Source organism: Alcanivorax sp., assembly GCF_014762765.1.
Lineage (GTDB): Bacteria > Pseudomonadota > Gammaproteobacteria > Pseudomonadales > Alcanivoracaceae > Alcanivorax.
This window is the reverse complement of record NZ_JABURH010000156.1, coordinates 1-5,181: the sequence shown is the minus strand read 5'-3', so window position 1 is coordinate 5,181 and position 5,181 is coordinate 1. Positions and strand designations below refer to the sequence as shown.

The following is a 5,181-nucleotide window of genomic DNA, read 5'->3' as shown; positions in this document are numbered from 1 at the left end:
TCATGACCGAGGTCAGCTACCCGGAGCCTCGCGCCGAGGCGGATGAGACCATCCGCGCCTTTGGCATGGCCATTATCAATACCATTCGCGAACTGTTGCCGTTGAACCCGCTATATAACGAGGGGCTGCGCCACTATCTGCAGAACTTTTCTCCCAGTGAGCCCTCACCGCTCACCGACTTTGCAGCCGCGCTGACTAGTGCCAACGGTTCGGAGCTACAGACTATTCTGGAAACTGTGCCGCTGAAACCGCGCATGGAAAAAGTGCTCACCCTGGTCAAGAAAGAGCTGGAGGTTGCCCGGCTGCAGAGCCAGATTTCCGAAGAGGTCAACGAAAAAGTCAGTCAGCACCAGCGCGAGTTCTTCCTGCGTGAACAGCTCAAGATCATCCAGCGGGAACTGGGCCTGAGCAAGGACGACAAGACCGCCGAAGCGGAGGAATTCCGTGAGCGGATGAGTGCTCTGGCACCGCCGGAATCCGTACAAAAGCGCTTTGACGACGAGCTGCAGAAACTGTCAGTACTGGAAACCGGCTCACCGGAATATGGCGTCACCCGCAACTACCTGGACTGGCTCACCAATGTGCCCTGGGGCCAGTACAGCGACGACAATCTGGATCTGCAACACGCCCGGGAAATTCTCGAGGCACACCACAGCGGCCTGGATGATGTGAAGGACCGGATTGTGGAATTCCTGGCTGTAGGTGCACTACGTGGCGAGGTCAAAGGCTCCATTATCCTGCTGGTGGGGCCACCCGGTGTGGGCAAGACCAGTATCGGAAAATCCGTCGCCGATGCCCTGGGCCGCAAGTTCTACCGTTTCAGCCTGGGTGGCATGCGGGATGAAGCGGAAATCAAGGGTCATCGTCGCACCTACATCGGAGCCATGCCAGGCAAACTGGTGCAGGCACTCAAGGAAGCTGGCACCGCGAATCCGGTGATCATGCTCGACGAGGTGGACAAGCTGGGCCAGTCCTTCCAGGGTGACCCGGCCTCAGCATTGCTGGAAGTGCTGGACCCGGAACAGAACCAGGATTTCCTGGACCACTACCTGGACGAACGGTTAGACCTGAGCCATGCCTTGTTCATATGCACCGCCAACACGCTGGATAGCATTCCCGGCCCCTTGCTGGACCGCATGGAAACCATTCGCCTGTCCGGTTATATCACCGAGGAAAAAGTGCAGATCGCGCGCCAGCATCTGTGGCCCCGAGCCCTTGAGCGGGCGGGTGTGAAGCCAAGCCAGCTGCGCATCAGCGACAGTGCCTTGCGCCAAATCGTTGAAGGCTATGCCCGCGAAGCCGGGGTCCGTAACCTGGAAAAACAGCTCAACAAGATCATCCGCAAGGCCGCGGTAAAACTGCTAGCCGGGGACAAGAAGCTGAGTATCTCCGGCAAGAACCTGGCGGATTTCCTGGGCCAGCCCTACTTCCAGACCGAGAAGACCCAGCGCGGTGTGGGCGTGGTAACCGGCCTGGCCTGGACCGCCATGGGTGGCGCCACGCTCTCAGTAGAAGCCAGCCAGGTACACAGCAAACAACGAGGCTTCAAACTCACTGGTCAGTTGGGCGATGTGATGAAGGAATCCGCTGAGATTGCCTACAGTTATGTAGCCAGTCATCTGAAGGATTACGGTCTCAGCGAGGAGCGACTGGATGAGGCCTTTCTTCATCTCCATGTGCCGGAAGGGGCGACGCCCAAGGATGGCCCCAGTGCCGGCATCACCATGGCCAGTGCCCTGCTATCGTTGCTGCTGGGGAAGCGTCTGCCGCGCAAGGTGGCCATGACCGGCGAGCTGACCCTTACCGGCCAGGTGCTGGCGGTGGGCGGCATCCGTGAAAAGGTCATCGCCGCCCGGCGGGTGGGGATTCGTGAGGTGATTCTGCCGGATGCCTGTCAGCGGGATTTCGATGAACTACCGGAATACCTGAAAGCCGGCCTCACTGTGCATTTCGCCAAGCAGTATGACGATGTCTTTGCGATTCTCTGGGGAAAATAAGTGGCGAGAAGCGAGTGATGCGTAGCGAAAGGCAAAACCGGGTCGGTGCTTCGACACTCGACACTTGCGACTCTCAACGGCGAATTGCCCCATGAATTCCCCCGCCGACAAACCCTACTATATCGTGCCCACCTGCCATGAGCGGGTGGGCACGATCTACAGGGATGATCACATCCTGTTGATCAACAAACCTGCCTACCTGCTCAGTGTGCCAGGGCGTGCCCCGGAAAATCAGGATTGCGCCATTCGACGGCTGGCACGAAAGGACCCGGATATACGGCTAGTGCACCGACTGGATCTGGACACCTCGGGCATCATGGTCTTTGCCCTCACCCGTCAGGCGCAGAGCCAACTCAGCCGGTTGTTCCAGCAACGCACGGTAAAGAAACGCTATCAGGCGGTGGTAGACGGTCTGGTAAAAAACGATCACGGCAGCATCGAGTTACCATTGATCGCAGACTGGCCCAACCGCCCACTGCAGAAGGTCTGTTACGACACCGGCAAGCCCGCCCTGACCCATTATCAGGTGCTGGAACGGGACGAGACCCGCAACCGCACCCGGCTGGCGTTAAGCCCGGTTACCGGCCGCAGCCATCAACTACGCATTCACTGCCGGGAGCTGGGCCACCCCATCATCGGCTGCGACATGTATGCACCGCCGGAAATAGAGGCACTGAGCCCGAGATTGCTGCTGCACGCCCAGTGGCTGGCCTTCAACCACCCGCTGACTGGGCTCTGGCAGGAATTCACCTCACCCTGCCCGTTCTGAAGCCGGCTTCGCACCTCAAGCGGTGCCCCTATAGGTGGCAGCCAATCCAGGTTTTAGCTATTAACTATTAACTGCCTCTTCAGTCCCAATCGTCGCCGTAGTCGTGGAGCAGCTCTTCACCGGCCTTGATGGACTTCAGCGCCACCACGGTCAGGTCGTCGTAATAAGCCACATTGGGTTTCTTGCCATGGTTGATGAAACGCAGGTCGCAGAGTACCCGGTAGCGTTCGTTGCCCTCGTCATCCAGCGATAACACATAGGGCCCATCTTTTTTGGCAGCCCTGGTTTTGCAAAGCCCCAGCTCGGTGCCTTTCTTGATCGGCTGGCTGGCAAACAGGCCTCGACCGTGGACGGTGCTGTGGCGCACCTCCAGTAAATCGTCACGCAGATAGGGTTTTGACATTTTTTCGCACTTTACGTTACTGACACAGCCATGGCATCTTGCCAGAAAAGCGGTAACAGTTGAAAAATTCGATGCAAGGGATGCATGTCATGGGTTTTGCCGATTTTCCGTTTGAATCGCGTTACGTCACGGTGAATGGCCACCGCCTTCACTATATTGATGAAGGTGAAGGACCGGTACTACTGTTCATCCATGGCAACCCCACTTCCAGTTATCTGTGGCGCAACGTGATCAAGCCGCTTCGCGGTCAGTATCGCTGCATCGCCCTGGACCTGATCGGATTCGGCAACAGTGACCAGCCCGATATCGATTACCGTTTTCTGACCCATTACCGCTACCTGGAAGACTTTGTTGCCGCGCTGAATCTCTCCGACATTACCCTGGTACTGCACGACTGGGGTGGCCCGCTGGGCTTTCGGCTGGCGCAACAGCAGCCGCACACCATCAGCCGCCTGTGTTTTATGGAAACCTTCCCGTTCACCTTTGACTGGGATGAGTTCCCCCTGCCCCTGCGGCCCCTGTTTTTTGCCTTCCGGCAGGAACGGCTGGGGCGTTTTCTGATTATCAACCGCAATCTGTTTGTCAGGATGGTGCTGCCTTTCGGCGTCATCCGTCACTTGCCCCGCAGCGTCAGGCGCATCTACCAGAGGCCTTTTCGCCAGCGCGAGTCCCGCTACCCGGTGTATGTCTGGCCCAACCAGCTACCGATCAATGATCGCAAGGATGAGACCTGGCAGACCATCGAGGACATTGAGAAGGGGCTGGGCAGCATGCCCCAGCCCATGTTGCTGTTGCGGTTTCGACCGGGGGCCGTGCTTGGCCCGGCGCGCATCCGCTGGCTGCTGGAACAGATTCCCAACCTGGATATTTCCGATTGCGGTCGCGGGCTGCACTATGTGCAGGAAGATAATCCTCAGGCCATTGCCGATGCTATCCAGCGCTGGCTACGCCCCCTCACGATGGAAATGACGACAGAACAAGCGGTCACACCAGCAGGCCCTCGCCTCCATGAGTCCGACAGTTATGCGGGGCAACTGACCTGGTACTACGGTGAAAGCCGCTATGGCAATGCCCTTGCTGCTGAATCCACTCACGGCCTGGTCCACTTCGATTTCTGCGACGACAAGGACCAGGCCCTGGCCAGACTGCAACAACGCTTCCCAGACGCCAGCCTCACCGAACAACCCACCCCCACACTGCTCGCTACTCTGGACCATCCCGACTCCGCGCCAGCGCCGCTACATCTTTGTGGTACGCCGTTCCAGCGACAGGTGTGGCAAGCACTGTTAGACATTCCCCCCGGCAGCACCCGGCACTATGGTGACATTGCCAAGCAACTGAACAGCCAGGCCCGGGCCGTGGGCCAGGCGGTGGGCAAGAACCGCCTGGCGATCCTGGTACCCTGCCACCGGGTTACCCGCGCCGATGGCGGACCGGGCGGATTCTACTGGGGCACACCCCTGAAACAGCAGTTGCTGGACCAGGAGCGAACCACAGCAGGACATGCCCAATGAGCATCCTTCATACCGGCAAAGATCTGTTACGCATGAATGAGCTGGCCACCATTCTGCTCAAATACGGCTTTGCCGACGTGATTCGTCGCCTGGGGCTTTCCACACCGGCTGAGCACGCCGGCAAGCTGGTGCGCAGCTCCATGCGACCGGACATGCTCCGTATGGGCACCGCCGAACGGCTGCGCCATGCCATGGAAGAGATGGGCCCGACTTTCGTAAAACTGGCACAGCTACTGGCCACCCGGGTAGACCTGTTCCCTCTCGACTGGATTGCCGAATTCGAGAAGCTTCAGGATCAGGCTACCGCCATCCCCTATGAGGAGCTGGTGCCACACATCGAGGCGGCCCTTGGCAAACCTTTGGAAAGCGCCTTTGCCCGTATCGATCCCCAGCCCATCGGCGTCGCTTCCATCGGCCAGGTGCACAGCGGCCTTACCCGTCGTGGCCAGAAAGTGGTGCTGAAAATCCAGAAACCGGGCATTCGTGCCAAAATCGAAT

General features: G+C 58.8%; 5 protein-coding genes. 4 read left to right on the top strand and 1 reads right to left on the bottom strand.

Translation table 11 applies throughout. From position 1 onward, the window contains the following. The coding region (gene lon / locus HUJ17_RS11440; protein WP_290510814.1) for an endopeptidase La at window positions 1-1,997 on the top strand (1,997 nt) is incomplete at its 5' end. 91 nt (window positions 1,998-2,088) lie between these two features. Beyond that, the gene (locus HUJ17_RS11435) at window positions 2,089-2,766 is read left to right on the top strand and encodes a pseudouridine synthase (protein ID WP_290510813.1); all 678 of its coding nucleotides are present in this window, start codon (window positions 2,089-2,091) and stop codon (window positions 2,764-2,766) included. 79 nt (window positions 2,767-2,845) lie between these two features. On the opposite strand, the gene HUJ17_RS11430 is transcribed toward HUJ17_RS11435, so the two are convergent. Beyond that, entirely contained in the window at window positions 2,846-3,169 is a 324-nt protein-coding gene (locus tag HUJ17_RS11430) for an SET domain-containing protein (protein WP_290510812.1), read from the bottom strand. Between the two features lie 89 nt (window positions 3,170-3,258). Here HUJ17_RS11430 and HUJ17_RS11425 point away from each other — a divergent pair, with 89 nt between their 5' ends. Beyond that, window positions 3,259-4,683, top strand: a complete 1,425-nt coding sequence (locus HUJ17_RS11425; RefSeq protein ID WP_290510811.1) for a haloalkane dehalogenase — start codon at window positions 3,259-3,261, stop codon at window positions 4,681-4,683. Further along, window positions 4,680-5,181, top strand: a 502-nt coding sequence (locus tag HUJ17_RS11420) for an AarF/UbiB family protein (RefSeq protein ID WP_290510810.1), incomplete at its 3' end; no start/stop codon positions are given. The genes HUJ17_RS11425 and HUJ17_RS11420, both read left to right, overlap by 4 nt.